11 protein-coding genes are annotated in these 15,843 nt (G+C 74.2%); 7 read left to right on the top strand and 4 right to left on the bottom strand.

Annotated features, from left to right (window positions below; translation table 11 throughout):
• Positions 1-137: 137 nt before the first annotated feature.
• Together AB0E88_RS06120 and AB0E88_RS06115 are read left to right on the top strand one after the other, a co-directional pair.
• A complete protein-coding gene (locus AB0E88_RS06120) occupies positions 138-1,265 on the top strand; it encodes an aminopeptidase P family protein (RefSeq protein ID WP_361624568.1) in 1,128 nt (375 codons plus the stop codon).
• Between the two features lie 52 nt (positions 1,266-1,317).
• On the top strand, positions 1,318-2,244 hold the full coding sequence (locus tag AB0E88_RS06115; RefSeq protein ID WP_361624565.1) for an aminoglycoside phosphotransferase family protein: 927 nt from the start codon (positions 1,318-1,320) through the stop codon (positions 2,242-2,244).
• 52 nt (positions 2,245-2,296) lie between these two features.
• On the opposite strand, the gene treZ is transcribed toward AB0E88_RS06115, so the two are convergent.
• Positions 2,297-4,042 carry a malto-oligosyltrehalose trehalohydrolase gene (treZ, locus tag AB0E88_RS06110; protein ID WP_361624562.1) on the bottom strand — a complete coding sequence of 582 codons (1,746 nt, stop codon included), beginning with the start codon at positions 4,040-4,042 and terminating at the stop codon, positions 2,297-2,299.
• Positions 4,043-4,229: 187 nt separating this feature from the next.
• Between treZ and AB0E88_RS06105 the strand changes: the two genes are divergently transcribed.
• From AB0E88_RS06105 to AB0E88_RS06095, 3 genes are all read left to right on the top strand, one after another.
• On the top strand, positions 4,230-4,781 hold the full coding sequence (locus AB0E88_RS06105) for a DUF1707 and FHA domain-containing protein (RefSeq protein ID WP_361624559.1): 552 nt from the start codon (positions 4,230-4,232) through the stop codon (positions 4,779-4,781).
• A gap of 97 nt (positions 4,782-4,878) precedes the next feature.
• On the top strand, positions 4,879-6,261 hold the full coding sequence (locus tag AB0E88_RS06100; protein WP_361624556.1) for a M14 family zinc carboxypeptidase: 1,383 nt from the start codon (positions 4,879-4,881) through the stop codon (positions 6,259-6,261).
• The gene (locus AB0E88_RS06095) at positions 6,258-6,665 is read left to right on the top strand and encodes an SSI family serine proteinase inhibitor (protein ID WP_361624553.1); all 408 of its coding nucleotides are present in this window, start codon (positions 6,258-6,260) and stop codon (positions 6,663-6,665) included. Before AB0E88_RS06100 ends, AB0E88_RS06095 begins: the two co-directional genes overlap by 4 nt.
• Before the next feature lie 359 nt (positions 6,666-7,024).
• Here the strand turns inward: AB0E88_RS06095 and AB0E88_RS06090 are convergent, their stop codons facing one another.
• From AB0E88_RS06090 to glgX, 3 genes are all read right to left on the bottom strand, one after another.
• Positions 7,025-8,275: a M14 family zinc carboxypeptidase gene (locus AB0E88_RS06090; RefSeq protein ID WP_361624550.1), complete on the bottom strand. Its 1,251-nt coding sequence runs from the start codon at positions 8,273-8,275 to the stop codon at positions 7,025-7,027.
• 107 nt (positions 8,276-8,382) lie between these two features.
• Positions 8,383-10,734, bottom strand: a complete 2,352-nt coding sequence (gene treY, locus AB0E88_RS06085; RefSeq protein ID WP_361624547.1) for a malto-oligosyltrehalose synthase — start codon at positions 10,732-10,734, stop codon at positions 8,383-8,385.
• Between the two features lie 282 nt (positions 10,735-11,016).
• Entirely contained in the window at positions 11,017-13,128 is a 2,112-nt protein-coding gene (gene glgX, locus AB0E88_RS06080; RefSeq protein ID WP_361624544.1) for a glycogen debranching protein GlgX, read from the bottom strand.
• Positions 13,129-13,532: 404 nt separating this feature from the next.
• On the opposite strand from glgX, the gene AB0E88_RS06075 reads away from it, so the two are divergent.
• Both AB0E88_RS06075 and AB0E88_RS06070 read left to right on the top strand, forming a co-directional pair.
• The gene (locus AB0E88_RS06075) at positions 13,533-14,771 is read left to right on the top strand and encodes an SAV2148 family HEPN domain-containing protein (RefSeq protein WP_361624541.1); all 1,239 of its coding nucleotides are present in this window, start codon (positions 13,533-13,535) and stop codon (positions 14,769-14,771) included.
• 107 nt (positions 14,772-14,878) lie between these two features.
• Complete coding sequence (locus AB0E88_RS06070) at positions 14,879-15,601, top strand: 3'-5' exonuclease (RefSeq protein WP_361624539.1); 723 nt, start codon at positions 14,879-14,881, stop codon at positions 15,599-15,601.
• Positions 15,602-15,843: the final 242 nt, after the last annotated feature.

Below are 15,843 nucleotides of genomic sequence, written 5' to 3'. Positions count from 1 at the left end.
TCGCCGTCGGTCACGGGTGGGGAAACCGGCTCGCGTGGCCACCGCGGGGCGGGCAGGATGCTGGCAGGCGAGACCGATCCTTCCGGGAGCCCCGACCGGGGCTTCCGGGCAGACCCTTCGTCAGACAGGAGAGGCCGATGACCGGCACCGCGCCCGCACCGTTCGGCGCCGACGACTACCGGGCCCGGATGGAGCGTGCCGCGCGCACCGCCGCCGACGCGGGCCTCGCCGGCCTCCTCGTCGCGCCGGGTCCCGACCTGGTGTGGCTCACCGGCTACGCGCCCACCGCCGTCACCGAACGCCTCACCCTCCTGGTCCTCGCCCCGGGCCGCGATCCCGTCCTCGTCGTCCCCACCCTGGAGGCCCCGGACGCGGCCCACGCGGCCGGCGCCCCCGCCCTGACGCTGCGCGACTGGACCGACGGCACCGACCCCTACGCCGCCACCGCCGGCCTCCTCGGCTCCGCCGGCCGTTTCGGCATCAGCGACAACACCTGGGCGATGCACCTGCTCGGCCTGCAACGCGCCCTGCCCGGCAGCTCCTACGCCGCGCTCACCGACGCCCTGCCCATGCTGCGCGCCGTCAAGGACGCCGCCGAACTGGAACTCCTGGCCGCCGCGGGCGCCGCCGCCGACGCGGCCTTCGAGGAGATCCGCAAGGTCGCCTTCGCCGGCCGCCGGGAACGCGAGGTCGGCGCCGACCTGGCCGGTCTGCTGCGCCGGTTCGGCCACTCCCAGGTCGACTTCACGATCGTCGGTTCCGGACCCAACGGCGCCAACCCGCACCACGAGGTCGGCGACCGCGTCATCGAACGCGGCGACATGGTCGTCCTCGACTTCGGCGGCCTCAAGGACGGCTACGGCTCCGACACCACCCGCACCGTCCACGTCGGCGAACCCACCGACGAGGAACGCCGGGTCCACGACATCGTGCGCGCCGCGCAGGAGGCCGGATGCGCCGCCGTACGCCCCGGTGCCGCCTGCCAGGAGGTCGACCGTGCCGCCCGCGAGGTCATCGAGGACGCCGGGTACGGCAAGTACTTCATCCACCGCACCGGCCACGGCATCGGCGTCACCACGCACGAACCGCCGTACATGATCGAGGGCGAGGAGCAGCCGCTCGTGCCCGGCATGTGCTTCTCCGTGGAGCCCGGGATCTACCTGCCCGGCCGGTTCGGGGTGCGCATCGAGGACATCGTCACCGTCACCGAGGACGGCGGCCGGCGGCTCAACAACACCACCCGCGAGATGGTCATAGTGGACTGAAGGCGACACTGGTACCACCATCACCCATCGAACGAGTGACGACGGCGCGACCATGACCCAGACACCGACACCCACCGCGGACACCGTCCGCGCACTGGTCCGCACCCTGCTGAAGGAAGCGGGGAGCGACCCGGCAGGCCCCGACGTGCGGCCCGTCGCCGAGGGCGGCGAGCACCGCACGTGGTGGGTCGGCACCCGCCATGTGCTGCGCCTCGCCCCCGACCGCGACGCCGCCCTCCGGCAGCGCCGGGAACTGCGGCTGCGGGATCTGGTCCGCCCGCACGTCCCCGTCGCCGTGCCCACCAGCGTGTCCCAGGGCGAGTGGAGCCCCGGCCTGACCTACACCCTCGACACGGCGGTGCCGGGCGGTACGGCCGAGGAGCACGACGTGTCCGCCGTCGGCGAGGCCGACCTCGCCGGGTTCCTGACCGGGATGCGCGCGGTGCCCGCCCGGCAGGCCGAGACGCTCGGCGTGCCGCGCGCCGCACCGCGCTCCCTGGAGGCGCTGCGCCGGATGGCCGTACCCGCCGCCCGGACCCTGGCCACCGCCGAGGAGTTCGATCCCGCGCGCCTGGCGCAGCTCACCCCGCCCGGCGCGGCCCAGCTCGCCACCCAGCCGGGCACCGCCGTCCTCGTCCACCACAACCTCAAGGGCGAGCATCTCGTGGTCAGCGCCGACGGCCGGGTACGCGGCGTCCTGGACTGGACCGGCGCCGTCCTCGGCGACCCGGCCGAGGACATCGCCGGTCTCGCGCTCGCCGTCGGCTCCGGCGCCGCCGTCCGCGCCGCCACCCTCGCCGGGTACGGCGCCCGCCCCTGCCTGCGCGGCCTGTGGCTGGCCCGCTGCGACACCGTCATCCGCCTGGCCGAACGCCTCGAGGGCCGCGACCACGGCCCCCTGGAACTCCTCCAGACCCAGCTGCAGCGGGCCTGGGAGGCGATCCTGCTGGAGCGGGTGACGGAGCTGCGGGAGGAGTAGGGCGGCCACCTGCGGGCCGCCCCGGCCCACGCGGCCACCCGTGCGCAAGCGCTTACGCCTGCTCCAGCACCACACTCGACTCCCCGGGCAGATGCAGCACCCCCCGGTCGTCCGGCTCCTGCACCGGCTCCCAGGCGGCGAGGACCCGCGCCGGGCGCGTGCCCAGCGGGATCGCCGCCGGTTCCTTGCCGAGGTTCACCGCGACGCGGACGTCGCCGCGCCGGAAGGCGAGCCAGCGGGCGTCCTCGTCGTAGGCCACCTTCGCGTCGGCGAGGTCCGGGTCGGTGAGGTCCGGGTGGGTGTGCCGCAGGGCGATCAGCTGCCGGTACCAGGCCAGCACGCGCGCGTGCGGTTCGCGCTCCCGTTCGGCCCAGTCGAGGCAGGAGCGGTCACGGGTCGCGGGGTCCTGTGGATCGGGCACGTCCTCCTCGGCCCAGCCGTGCGCCGCGAACTCGCGCCGCCTGCCCCGCCGTACCGCCTCCGCGAGCTCCGGATCGGTGTGGTCGGTGAAGAACTGCCAGGGCGTGGAGGCGCCCCACTCCTCGCCCATGAACAGCATCGGCGTGAACGGCGCGGTGAGCACCAGTGTGGCGGCGCAGGCCAGCAGGCCGGGGGAGAGGGCCGCCGACAGCCGGTCGCCCTGGGCGCGGTTGCCGACCTGGTCGTGGGTCTGGCTGTAGCCCAGCAGTCGGTGCGCGGCCGTCCGTGACCGGTCCAGGGGGCGGCCGTGGGAGCGGCCGCGGAAGGAGGAGTAGGTTCCGTCGTGGAAGTAGCCGCCGCCGAGCGTCTTGGCGAGGGCGGCGAAGGGGGCGCGCGCGAAGTCGGCGTAGTAGCCCTGGGACTCGCCGGTCAGCGCGGTGTGCAGGGCGTGGTGGAAGTCGTCGTTCCACTGGGCCTGCAACCCGAGGCCGTGCTCCGCGCGCGGGGTGATCAGCCGCGGGTCGTTCAGATCGGACTCGGCGATCAGGAACAGCGGGCGGCCGGTGTCCGCGGCCAGCGCGTCCACGGCCGCCGTCAGCTCCTCCAGGAAGTGGTACGCGCGCGTGTCGATCAGGGCGTGCACCGCGTCCAGCCGCAACCCGTCGAGGCGGAAGTCCCGCAGCCAGGCCAGGGCGCTGCCCACCAGATAGGCGCGCACCTCGTCCGAGCCGGGCGCGTCCAGGTTCACCGCGGCACCCCAGGGGGTGTGGTGGGTGTCGGTGAGGTAGGGGCCGAAGGCGGGGAGATGGTTGCCGGACGGCCCGAAGTGGTTGTGCACCACGTCGAGCACGACCCCGAGGCCCAGCTCGTGCGCCCGGTCCACGAACCGCTTCAGCGCCTCCGGGCCGCCGTACGGTTCGTGCACCGCCCACAGGGACACCCCCTCGTACCCCCAGCCGTGCCGCCCGGGGAACGGGCACAGCGGCATCAACTCGACATGGGTGACGCCCAGTTCGGCGAGGTGGTCGAGCCGCTCGGCGGCCGCGTCCAGCGTGCCCTCGGGCGTGTACGTGCCCACGTGCAGCTCGTACAGGACGGCGCCCGGCAGCGGCCGGCCGGGCCAGGGCGTGCGCCAGGCGTACCGCGCCTGGTCGACGACGGCGCTCAGCCCGTCCGGTCCGTCCGGCTGCCGCCGCGAGCGCGGATCGGGCAGCACCGGTCCGTCGCCCAGCGCGAAGCCGTACCGCGAGCCCTCGTGCGCCTCCGCCTCGCCGGTCCACCACCCCGCGCGTTCCGGATCACGCTCCATCGCGCGCGTGGCGCCGTCGCACACCAGCGTCACACGATCGGTCTGTGGTGCCCACACCTCGAACTGCACGGACGGTTCCCCTTCGTCTGTTCACCGTGATGTAGCCCGTCCATGGTGCGTCACACCCGGCGAATCCGCTTTCGGATCCTCCCTTTTGCGGGGTGTCGCCGCGCGGGGAGGCCGGGCCGTACGCGCGTGTGACGGCCGATGTACCGTTTTCTGGACACCCCGTGTCCGCTGACCGACAATCACATGCGTGACGTCGTCCTTCGAGTTCCCCACGTACCCCGCGCGGCTGTCCGACGCGGAGCGCGACCACGTGCTGAAGGCGCTGCGCGACGGCGTCGCCCTGGGCCGGCTGTCGCAGGACACCTTCGTACGGCGCATGGAACTGGCGCTGGCCGCCCGCCACGCCGACGAGCTCGCCGTGCTCACCGCCGACCTGCCCCAGGACAACCGTCTCTCCCGCGCCGTGTTCGGCGCCGTCGAGGCCGTCTCGGGCTTCACGGTACGGCTGCGCAGGGCCTGGCAGGCCGAGCGGCTGCCCAAGCTGCTGCTGCCGCACCCCGGCGCCGGCCACCCGCTGCGCATCGGACGCGACCCCGCCAGCGGTCTGCGGCTGAACCACGAGACCGTCTCCCGGGTCCACGCCGAGCTGCGGCGCCAGGGCGGGATGTGGGTGCTGCGCGACCTCGGCTCGACCAACGGCACCACGGTCAACGGCCGCCGTGTCGTCGGCGTCGCGGTCGTCCGCGAGGGCGACCTGGTGGCCTTCGGGCAGATGGCGTTCCGGCTCTCCGGGCAGTGAGAGCGGGGCTCCCCTCCCGCCACAAAGGGGCCCGTGCGCCGCGGTGTTGACGTACCCGCTGAGCCGTGACTGACTGTGCGTACACCATCGACACCAGGTGAACCGTCGGTACCGCACGTGGAGGTGTGCCCTGCCGCCGCTCCTGCGCTACCCCGGCGTGGACGAGCTGGCCGCCCGCGCCGCCGCGCTGGCCGCCCGCCGCCCCCGGGACGTCCGGCTGCGCCGGGCCGGCACCTCCCGCGGGGGCCGCCCGCTGTGGCTGCTCTCCGTCGGCAACGGCAGCCGTCAGGCCCTCGTGGTCGCCGGACCGCACGCCAACGAGCCCGTCGGCGGAGCCACCGCGCTGCGTCTCGCCGAACGCGCGCTCGCCGACCCGGGCCTCACCGAAGGCGCGGACGCCACCTGGAATCTGCTGCTCTGTCTCGACCCCGACGGGCTCAGCCGCAACGAGGGCTGGCTGTCCGGCCCGTACACGCTCGGCCGCTACTTCCGCCACTTCTTCCGCCCGGGTTTCCTGGAGCAGCCCGAGTGGCTTCCGGACGGCGCGCAGGCCGCCGCGCTGCCGGAGACGCGGACACTGCTCGCTCTCCAGGACGAGCTGAAACCTTTCTTCCAGGCGTCCCTGCACGGCGTCGACGTCGGCGGCGGCTTCATCGAGGTGACCCACGACCTGCCCGGTCTCGACCTGCGGCTCGCCCGCACCGCCGCCCGCCTCGGCGTGCCCCGCGAACTCGGCCCCTACGACACCCTGTACTGGCCGAGCCTCGGCCCCGCCGTCTACCGCATCCCGCCGCCCCGCCCGAGCGGCCTGGCCGCCGCGATCACCGAGGCGGCCGTGCAGTCCACCTGGTTCCACCCCTACCGGTACGGCACCGTCACCGCGGTCGTCGAGGCGCCCATGTGGGGTGTGCCCGCCGTCGAGGACGGCTCCCCGCCCGCCGACGCCGACACGGCCCTGCGCGCGGTCAGCGCCACGCTGCGGCGCGAGACGCGGCTCCTGGAGCGCCTCCTCGCCCGCATCCGGCCGCATGTCACGGGCACGGCCGACGCGGCGCGCCTGCTCGCCCCGGTGGACGACTACTTGCTCGTCTGCCCCGGCCTGGCCGACGCCTGGGACCCCGGCACGGCCGTCCCCCACCGCCCCCTGCCGCCGCTGAGCACCGCCCACCTCACCGCCTTGCGCATCGCCGGGCGGCGGCTCGTCCTGCGCACCGCCGGGCTGCTGCACCGGCTGGTCCGCGAGAGCGGGCGCGACCCGGCGGACGCCCTGCCCGAACTGGACCGCTTCATCGACGCCGGCTGCGCCGACTACCACGACGCCTGCGGCGCGCGCTGGATCCCGGTCGCCCGCCAGGCGGAGTACCAGGCGGGTGTGGTGCTCGCCGCGTTCGAGCTGGCCGGCGAACACGCGTCCGCGCGCTCCCGTTCGGGTGAGCCGGGCTGGTGTTCCGGCCGCGCCGTGCCGATGCACCGGGAATGACGCACCTGACACGAGCGGCGGTGGCCGGCCTCCTCACGGCCGCCGCCGTCCTGACCGCGACCACCCCCGCCGACGCCCTGCGGACGCGGCACGGCGACTGGCTCCGGATCACCGTCAGCCGCGGCGAGGACCGGGCCGGCGACGCCCGGGGCGCCCTGCTGCGCTGCGACCCGCCCCAGGGCCACCCGCGCGCGGCGGAGGCCTGCGCGCAGCTGGCCGCCTTCGACGGCGACATCGGCGCCTTTCCGGCAGCGAAAGGGGCCGTCTGCACCATGATCTACGCCCCGGTGACCGCCGAGGCGCACGGCCGCTGGCACGGTCGTCCGGTCGCCTACCGGCAGACCTTCGCCAACCGCTGCGAGATGCGGGCCCGGACGGGGGCGGTGTTCGCGCTCGACCGGTGAGCGGGCGCTGTTCACCGGCCGCCGGGTGGCGGGGTGGTGTTCACGGACCGGTAGGTGAGCGGGCGGCGGTCACCGGCCGGCAGGTGCCTCGGCGGCGTTCAGCGACCGGGCAGTGAGCGGACGGTGTTCACCGGCCGCCGGGTGGCGGGGTGGTGTTCACGGACCGGCAGGTGAGCGGGCGGCGGTCACCGGCCGGCAGGTGCCCGGGCGGCGTTCAGCGGCCGGGCAGTGAGCGGGGCGGTGACGGCGGTCGCGGGTGACCGCCGTGGCGGGCACGCGCGTGGCCTGTCGGGCGCACGCGCGTGGCCTCTCGCGCGCGCGTGGCCCTTCGGGCGTCACGCGCGTGTCTTCCCGCCCGTTCAGTCCGCCTGTTCCCGGGCCTGCTGGGCCGCCGTGACGACCGTGCGGGACTGGTGTTCCATCTGGTCGTGCAGCGGCACCCAGCGGGCGTGGAAGCGGCGGGCGAAGTTCTCGCTCCAGTACGCCACGAGCCGCTCCAGACGCGGTGCCGCGAGGTCGTCGCCGTCGCGCAGCACCCGCAGCAGCATCGACGCCGCCCGCAGCGGCAGCCGTCGCGCGAACGCGTCCACGCTGCCGATGTACGCCATCGTCGTGTCGGCCGGCGAGGTGCGCACCCAGTCCTCGGCCAGACCCGGCACCAGGGCCAGCGTCCACCGGGCGGCCCGCAGCAGGGGACCGTCCGGACCCACGAGCCGCGGCTGTGCCTCGGCGAGCACCTCCTCCACGAGCAGCGCGTCGCTGCGCAGCCGGTGCGCGAGCCGGCCCAGCGCGGCGGCCGGCGCCGGGTGCGGCGCCGGATCACCGACCAGGTCGCTCGCCCACATCGGCACCTCGACGATCGCGGTCAGCCCGCCGTACCGGTGCGCGTGGTACCAGGTGCTGTGCCGGGCGTCGTCCGGCATGCTCGGATACGCCGCGCCCGCGCCCGGCGCGGGCATCACGTGCACGCCCGGCCCCGAGGCAGGCCAGCCCGCCGCGTCCGAGGCGCCCGCCTCCACCGGTATGTGCAGCTCCGCCGCGGACTTCGCGAACGGCTCGGCGAGCCCGGGGATGTCCTTCGTCAGCTGCACCCAGGTGCCGCCCAGGTCCGTGCCGTGCAGCGTGACCTGCAAGTAGGGCCGCACCTCGTCGATCACCGACGTCAGCGCGCGGGTCTCGGGCGGCAGCCGGTCCGGCGGCAGCACGGACGGGGACCACTCGGGCTGCTCGTCCCCGGCGGGCCGGAAGAATCCGAGGTGGTAGTCGAACAGGCTGCGCGGCGCCGGGGTGACGTGCAGGCTCGCCCCGTCCGGATCCGCGCACAGCAGGAAGTGCCAGGAGACACCGTCCCGCAGGGATCTGTCCTCCACGACCCGTTCGGACAGCAAGCGCAGGGTGGCGCCGCCGGTGGGCTCGTTCGCGTGGGCACCCGCGACGACCAGGACGGAGCGCCGGGCGTGGCCCACGGACAGCAGATGCAGCGGCCGGCCCGCCCGGGAGACGCCCACCTGGCGCAGCGCGCACAGACCGGGCCGCTCCGCGGCCAGCGCCCGTGCGGACGCCTCCAGTTCGGGAACACTGGGGTAGCGCAGCTCCGGCAGGAGACTCACCCCCGACTCGTCGTCCCGGCCTCGCCCTGGCAGTACCCCACGGACGCGTGCCCCTGTCAAGGAGCCGGGAGCGGCCGTGGTACGGCCGTGACGGCGGCCTCACGGATTCACTCGCGGACCCGCTCCAGCAGCGCCACGGGCAGCTGCCCGAACAGCTCCGCCACGCGCGCGTGCCCCTCGTACTCCCGCTCCGGATCCAGCGTGTCCACCCACCGCCCGGGCGGCAGCGCCAGCACCGTCTCCCGCCAGCCGCCGGCCCGGGCCAGCCGCAGCGACAACCGGGTCACGGCCGTGATCACCTGTCCCGAACGGGCGAACGCCACACAGTGGTCCGCCGCCGGCCCGTCCGCCGGCAGCGCCTCGTACGTCGCCGACGTGCCGAAGACCTCCGGCCGCCGCCGGCGCAGCCGCAGCGCGGCCGCGGTCACCGCGGCCTTGACGCCCGGGTCCGCCGGCGGGAACGACGCCGGGCGCCGGTTGTCGGGGTCGACCAGGGCCCGGTACTCGGCCTCGGTGCCCTGGTAGACGTCGGGCACGCCCGGCATGGTCAGCTGGACCAGCGCGGTGCCCAGCACGTTCGCCCGGATGTGCGGCTCGAGCTCCGCGCGGAAGGCGGTGACCCGCTCACCCGGCACCCCGCACGGCCCCTCCGTCACGAACGCCGCCACCGCCTCCTCGTACGGCGGCTCCTGCTCCGTCCAGCTCGTGTACAGGCCCGCCTCCCGTACGTGCTTCAGCAGGGCCTCCCGCACCCGCGCCGGGTCGGCCGGGCCGAGCCCGAACACCGTCTGCCAGGCCGCCCATGCCAGCTGCCCGTCCGGTACGCCCTCCTCTCCGCGCGTGACGCCGTCGAGCAGCTCCACCCAGCGCTCCGGGCACTCGGTGAGCACCGCGAGGGCGGCGCGGACGTCGGCGCTGCGCTTGGTGTCGTGCGTGGAGACCACCGTCCCGGTGGCGGGCCAGTCGCGCTGGAGGCGCGCGCAGTAGCCGTGGAAGTCCCGCGGGGACACCGCCGGGGCCTCGGGTTCGCCGCCCACCTCGGTCGCCGACAGCAGCGGCACGTACCGGTAGAACGCCGTGTCCTCCACCGATTTGGCGCGCAGCGCGGACGCCGTCTGCGCGAACCGGGTGCGCAGCTCGACCTGGGCGGGGTCGTCGCCGTACCGTCCGAGCAGCAGGTCGCGCACGACGTCGACCGCGCCGCCCTCCTCGGCGACGAGGAACGCCTGCCGGGCCTGCGCGGCCGCCTCCTCGGTGATCACCCGCGCCGCGTCGTCCGTGGTGTACGGCCGGTACACCTCCAGCCGCACGAGCAGTTCCTGCAGCGCGGTGCGCAGCGCCCACGGGGCGCGGTCGCGCAGCGCCGGGTCGGCGGAGCCCGAGCAGACGCGGTGCGCGACCCGGGTGAGACGGTCGACCTCGGTGGCCAGTTCGTGGGTGAGGACGCCGTACGCCGCGCGGCGGGCCGTCGCCGCCCAGTCGCCGCCCCGGTCGGTCTGCGGGGCCGCGAACCGCCGGTAGGCCGCGGTGAGGTCCGCGGCGCCCGCCGGGTCCGCGAACAGGCCGTCGATGTGGCGCAGGGCGTCGTAGCCGGTGGTGCCGGCGACGGGCCAGGACGCCGGCAGGTGCTCGCCGTCGGAGAGGATCTTCTCCACGACCGTCCAGCGGCCCCCGCTCGCCTCGTGCAGCCGCCGCAGATAGGCGCCGGGATCGGCGAGCCCGTCCGGGTGGTCGACGCGCAGCCCGTCGAGGACGCCCTGCTCGAGCAGCTGGAGGATCTTGCCGTGGGTGGCGTCGAAGACCTCGGGGTCCTCCACGCGCACCCCGATCAGCTCGGAGATGCTGAAGAAGCGCCGGTAGTTCAGCTCGGTGCGGGCCAGCCGCCACCACACGGGGCGGTACCACTGGGCGTCCAGCAGCTGCGGCAGCGGCAGGTCCTCGGTGCCCTCGCGGAGCGGGAAGAGATGGTCGTGGTAGCGCAGCAGGTCGCCGTCGACCCGCAGGTCCGCGATCACGTTCCCCAGGGGGCCGCCCAGCACGGGCAGCAGCAGCTGGCCGCCCTGGGCCTCCCAGTCGATGTCGAACCAGCGCGCGTACGGCGACTTCGGCCCCTCCCTCAGGACCTCCCACAGGGCGCGGTTGTGGCGCGGGGCCATGGCCATGTGGTTCGGCACGATGTCGGCGATCAGGCCGAGGCCGTGCTCCCGCGCGGTGCGGGCGAGCGCCCGCAGCCCCACCTCACCGCCCAGCTCCTCGCGTACGCGCGCGTGGTCCACCACGTCGTAGCCGTGGGCGGAGCCGGGCACCGCCTCCAGCACGGGTGACAGATGCAGGTGGGAGACGCCGAGCGAGGCCAGGTACGGCACGGCTGCCGCCGCGGCGGCGAACGGGAACGCGGGCTGCAGCTGCAGCCGGTAGGTGGCCGTCGGCACGGAAGGGGCGTTTCGCTCGGGTGTCATGGAAACGTACGTACCCGCCCAGCCGCCTTTCGTGTCACCGGCTCCTCCACCTGCACGCGCGCGTGGCCGGATGGCGCCCGCCGGGCCGGGCACCATCGCGTGGCCGTACGGGGCCCGCCTGGCCGGGCACCCTCGCGTGGCCCGACGGGGCCCGCCCGGCCGGGGATATCGCATGGCCGGACAGGGGCTGCCGGTCCGGGCACCACGGCGGCGGCCGTCACCGCCGGCCGGGGCGCCCCTCCCCGCGCGCGTGCCCCGCCGGACCGGCCACGCCTGCGGGCGTCAGGCCGGTCGCCTCAGGACCGTCATGCTGCGGTCGAGCAAGGTCAGCTTCTCGCCCGCCTGCACCTTCGGGCCGGCATCCGGCGGGACGCCCTCCGGCAGGGCGGTGTCGACGACGACCTGCCACTGCCGGCCGTGGTCGACCGGCACCACGAAGTCCAGCGGCTTCGGCGAGGCGTTGAACAGCAGCAGGAACGAGTCGTCCGTGATGCGCTCGCCGCGCGGACCCGGCTCCGAGATCGCGTTGCCGTTGAGGAACACCGCGAGCGCCGAGGCCGTCGAGGACTCCCAGTCCCGCTGGGTCATCTCCCGGCCCTCGGGGGTGAACCAGGCGATGTCGGAGAGGTCGTCGTGGGTGCCCTCCACGGGACGTCCGTGGAAGAAGCGGCGCCGCCTCAGGACCGGGTGGTCGCGGCGCAGCCACACCATCGCGCGCGTGAAGTCGAGCATCGGGTGCCCGCCGTCCTCGGGCCAGTGCACCCACGACAGGTCGCTGTCCTGGCAGTACGCGTTGTTGTTGCCCTTCTGGGTGCGGGCGAACTCGTCCCCGTGGCTGATCATGGGCACGCCCTGGGACAGCATGAGCGTGGCGATGAAGTTGCGCATCTGCCGCGCGCGCAGCCGCAGCACGTCCGCGTCGTCGGTCTCGCCCTCGACCCCGCAGTTCCAGGACCGGTTGTGGCTCTCGCCGTCGCGGTTGTCCTCGCCGTTGGCCTCGTTGTGCTTGTCGTTGTACGACACCATGTCGTGCAGGGTGAAGCCGTCGTGGCAGGTCACGAAGTTGATCGAGGCCAGCGGCCGGCGCCCGTCGTCCTGGTAGAGGTCGGAGGACCCGGTCAGCCGGGAGGCGAACTCCGCCAGGGTGCGCGGCTCGCCCCGCCACAGATCGCGGACGGTGTCGCGGTACTTGCCGTTCCACTCGGTCCACAGCGGCGGGAAGTTCCCCACCTGGTAGCCGCCCTCGCCCACGTCCCACGGCTCGGCGATCAGCTTCACCTGGGAGACCACCGGGTCCTGCTGGACCAGGTCGAAGAACGACGACAGCCGGTCCACCTCGTGGAACTGCCGGGCCAGGGTCGCCGCGAGATCGAAGCGGAAGCCGTCGACATGCATCTCCGTCACCCAGTACCGCAGCGAGTCCATGATCAGCTGCAGCACGTGCGGGGACCGCATCAGCAGCGAGTTCCCGGTGCCGGTGGTGTCCATGTAGTAGCGCGGGTCGTCCGCGAGCCGGTAGTACTGCGGGTTGTCGAGGCCCTTGAAGGACAGCGTCGGTCCCAGGTGGTTGCCCTCGGCGGTGTGGTTGTAGACGACGTCGAGGATCACCTCGATGCCGGCCTCGTGCAGCGCGCGCACCGCCGACTTGAACTCCAGCACCTGCTGCCCGCGGTCGCCCCAGGAGGCGTAGGCGTTGTGCGGGGCGAAGAAGCCGATCGTGTTGTAGCCCCAGTAGTTGTTCAGCCCCATGTCGACCAGCCGGTGGTCGTTGACGAACTGGTGCACCGGCATCAGCTCCAGCGCGGTCACGCCCAGCTCCACCAGGTGATCGATGATCACGGGGTGGGCGAGCGCCGCGTAGGTGCCGCGCAGCTCCTCCGGCAGCCCGGGGTGCCGCATGGTCAGCCCCTTGACGTGGGCCTCGTAGATCACCGTGTGGTGGTACTCGGTGCGCGGCCTGCGGTCGTCGCCCCAGTCGAAGTACGGGTTGACCACCACCGACGTCATCGTGTGGGGCGCCGAGTCCAGGTCGTTGCGCTTGTCGGGGGCGTCGAAGTGGTAGCCGTACACCTCCTCGCCCCAGTTGATCGAGCCGCTGATCGCACGTGCGTACGGGTCCAGGAGCAGCTTCGCCGAGTTGCACCGCAGCCCGCGCTCGGGCGCGTACGGGCCGTGGACCCGGTAGCCGTAGCGCTGTCCGGGCATCACGCCCGGCACGTACGCGTGCCGGACGAACGCGTCGCTCTCGCGCAGCTCGATCGCCGTCTCCGAGCCGTCGTCGTGCAGCAGACACAGCTCTACTCGGTCCGCGGCCTCCGAGAAGACCGCGAAGTTCGTTCCGGCGCCGTCATAGGTGGCGCCGAGTGGATACGCCTCGCCAGGCCAGACCTGCATGGATACGACTCTTTCAGGTGTACGGCGCCTGAGGGAGCGCCTTGCCAGCGAGTCTCCCGCAAAGTGCGGGAAGCACCTGTGATGTACGCCCTTTTTGCCGGATCATCGGCGCAAAACATCGATTGTGCGCCAAATGGGGCGGGAGGGGGTGCTGGGGTGTGTGGGGCGCCGGGCGGCACTGTGGCCGGCGAGGCTGCGGGGACGGCTGCCCGAGGCGACCGGGGCGCCGGTCCGCGCTATGAATCCGCTCACTCCGTGCCCGCGCCAGGGTGGAACGGCCCCGGGAATCGCAGCAGTTGGGACGCGACCCTGCCCATCGGGCTGCACCGCCGGGCGCTCGCGGAGTACCCTTCCTTGATCGTTGGGAGCGGGGAGTGCTCGGGGGAGCGGAAGGCGGTGCGCGGGTGGGCTCGGGAGAGCTGGAGCTACCCCCTGGGGACGAGGGCCGTGAGGGGGACTCCGCGGAGGTCCCGCCCGGAGCGGTGTCGCTGGCCAGGCCCATGCAGACGGGCGCCATCGGACCCGAGCTGGACTGGGACGCCGACGCCTGGCGCGAGGTGCGCACCCGCGCCCAGCGGGCCGGCCGGGCCTACATCTGGCTGAACCTCGTCGAACAGCGGCTGCGCGCCGTGGTGGCCGCCGTGCTGCGGCCCGTCTACGAGCCCGTCCACGGCGACGACTGGGTGGTCGCCGCCGCCGGACCCGCCGGACAGGAGTGGGTGCAGCGCGCGGCAGCCGTCCGCGAGGTCAGCCGCCGCAAGGGCTACCTCCTGGACCCGGCCGACGACAACGTCATCAGCTTCCTGACGCTGCCCCAGCTGCGCGAGCTGATGGTGCAGCACTGGCCCTGCTTCGAGCCGTACTTCGACGACCGACGTGACGTGGAGCTGGCCCTTGACGAGCTGGAGGTGACCCGCAATGTCGTCTCCCGCAACCGTGCCCTGTCCGAGGCGGTCCTCGGCCAGGCCGAGCGCGCCTCCGCGCGGCTGCTCGAGATGCTCGGCACAAGCGGCGACGTGCCCTCCGCGCGCCGGCTGCCCGTCGACGCCGTCGAGGACCTCGTCGGCGACCGCTACGCGGACGTGGTCGCCGTGCACCCCGACCGGGTGCGGCTGATGCGCCAGTTCCCGGCCGAGGACATCTTCGGCCAGGCCCGTCGGCTCGACGCCATCGGCATCGGCCTCAACCTGCTCGTGCAGAACTTCTCGGGCCGCCGCCTGGTGCGCCTCGCCGAGGCCGGCGCCCGGATCCGGCTGCTGTTCCTCAACCCGGCCTCCAGCGCCGTGAAGCGGCGCGAGCGGGAGCTGGGCATGAAGCGGGGCGAGCTGAGCCGAGCGGTCGAGATGAACATCCTGCACATGCGCCGGGTCCGGGCCCGGCTGCGCGACCCCGGCGCCTTCGAGATCCAGGTCTACGACGACACCCCGCGCTTCACCGCCTACCTCGTCGACGGCGACGGCGCGGACGGCATCGCCGTCGTGCAGTCCTATCTGCGCCGGGCGCGGGGCATGGAGGCGCCCGTGCTGGTGCTGCGCGGCGGCAACCGGGTGGTGAAGTCGGACGGCGTCGAGGACGGCGGGCTCTTCTCCACCTATCGCGAGGAGTTCGAGATGGCTTGGGCGGATTCGCGCCCCGTGTCCTGAAGTGTCCCCCGGGCGGGGCCGGGTGGACCGGCCGCCGGTCGATTGTCAGTGGGCCGTGCGATGGTGGAGGCCACTGGGGGACAGCACCACCGAGAAGGGGGGCCGCCATGGCCTGGCACCGCGAGCTGCTCATCGGCTTCGACCTGGAGACCACCGGCACGGATCCGTGTGAGGCGCGCATCGTCACGGGCGCCGTCATCGAGGTCAGGGGCGGGCAGGTGCTCGGGCGGCGGGAATGGCTCGCGGACCCGGGCGTGGAGATCCCGGCGGACGCGGTGGCGGTGCACGGCATCAGCAACGAGCGCGCGGCGGCCGAGGGCAGGCCGGCCGACCAGGTCGCCGACGCGATCGCGGACGTCCTGGCCGGGTACTGGAAGACGGGCGTCCCGGTCGTCGCCTACAACGCCGCCTTCGACCTCACCCTGCTCTCCGCCGAACTGCTGCGGCACGGCCTGCCGTCCCTGCGCGACCGGCTCGGCGGCCAGGCCCCGGCCCCGGTCATCGACCCGTACACCATCGACCGCTGGGCCGACCGCTACCGCCGCGGCAAGCGCAACCTCGAAGCCGTCTGCGCGGAGTACGGCGTCCCGCTCGACGCGGCGCACGACGCCTGCGCCGACGCCCTCGCCGCGGCTCGCCTGGCCGGTGCGATAGCCGGCCGCCACCCCAAGATCGCGGCCCTGGGCCCGGCGGAACTGCACCACCGCCAGGTCGAGTGGTACGCGGAGTGGGCGGCGGACTTCCAGGCCTTCCTGCGCCGCAAGGGGGAGACGGACGCGGTGGTGGACGCCACCTGGCCCGTGCGGGAGGTGGCGGGGGAGCGCGTGTGACGCACCGCGAGCGCGACTGGGCCGCTGCGGCCATGGGCTGATCGGACGTCACCTTCGCCGGGGCGGCGCGCGTCAGCTGCCGACCGGCGTCCGTTCCGCGTCGGCGTCGGCGACCGCGGGGAGGCCGCCGCCAATCTCCCTTCTGCGTCGGCGACCGCGGGGAGGCAGCCGTCAATCTCACGTCGGCGTCGGCGACCGTCGGGGGAGGTCGCCGTCAGCTTCCCCTCGGCCTCGGCGTCGCG

It is taken from the genome of Streptomyces sp. NPDC028635 (assembly GCF_040637635.1).
GTDB lineage: Bacteria > Actinomycetota > Actinomycetes > Streptomycetales > Streptomycetaceae > Streptomyces.
The sequence above is the reverse complement of the archived record's forward strand: the minus strand, read 5'-3'. Positions and strand labels throughout refer to the sequence as shown.